The sequence below is a fragment of the Massilimicrobiota sp. An105 genome, from assembly GCF_002161155.1.
Classification (GTDB): domain Bacteria; phylum Bacillota_I; class Bacilli_A; order Erysipelotrichales; family Coprobacillaceae; genus Allocoprobacillus; species Allocoprobacillus merdigallinarum.
The window spans coordinates 1-599 of sequence record NZ_NFLY01000119.1; the positions used below are offsets into that span (position 1 = coordinate 1).

Sequence of the window (599 nt, forward strand, 5' to 3'; positions counted from 1 at the left end):
AATAATGTCATTTGATTGCATCTGTAATTTGCACCATTGTCGAAGTTAAATATCTTTGGTTTTCCATGCTTTTTTACCGCACTTTTAATGACACTCATCAGATTTATGTAATTATCATTTAAGAATATATCTATGCCAACGATATATCTTGAGGCATCATCTATTAATGCGATAATATATGTTCGCTCTTTTTTTCCATCAATTTTGAGGTATGGTCCTACACTCGAATCCCCACACCAGACTTCATTGATATGTTTTCTTTCATATCTTCGCATATCCCTGTTTCTTGTAGGTGTATCTTCTTTTTTGAGTCGATTGACGACCCTGTTGACAGTGGATAGGGATATTTCTTTTGTCCTGATGGTACCATTATCTTTTAGCTTTTGATAAACGAGTGTTGCGGGTAGCCTAGGATATTCTTTAATTAAATAGGATATTTGAGTCATGATATCCTCATCTACCTTTCTATATGTCGCCTTGTCACTTCTTGACTGTGGCTTCAATCCATCAAAGCCATTTTTCATATATGCTCGATACCATCTTGCAATCGTATATGCACTTATCTTATAGTCCTCACCATTTGGATGCTCATATACCCT

1 protein-coding gene is annotated in these 599 nt (G+C 35.4%); it reads right to left on the reverse strand.

Features of this window, described 5'->3' with window-relative positions:
- The coding region (locus B5E48_RS13460; RefSeq protein ID WP_143747042.1) for a DDE-type integrase/transposase/recombinase at positions 1-599 on the reverse strand (599 nt) is incomplete at both ends.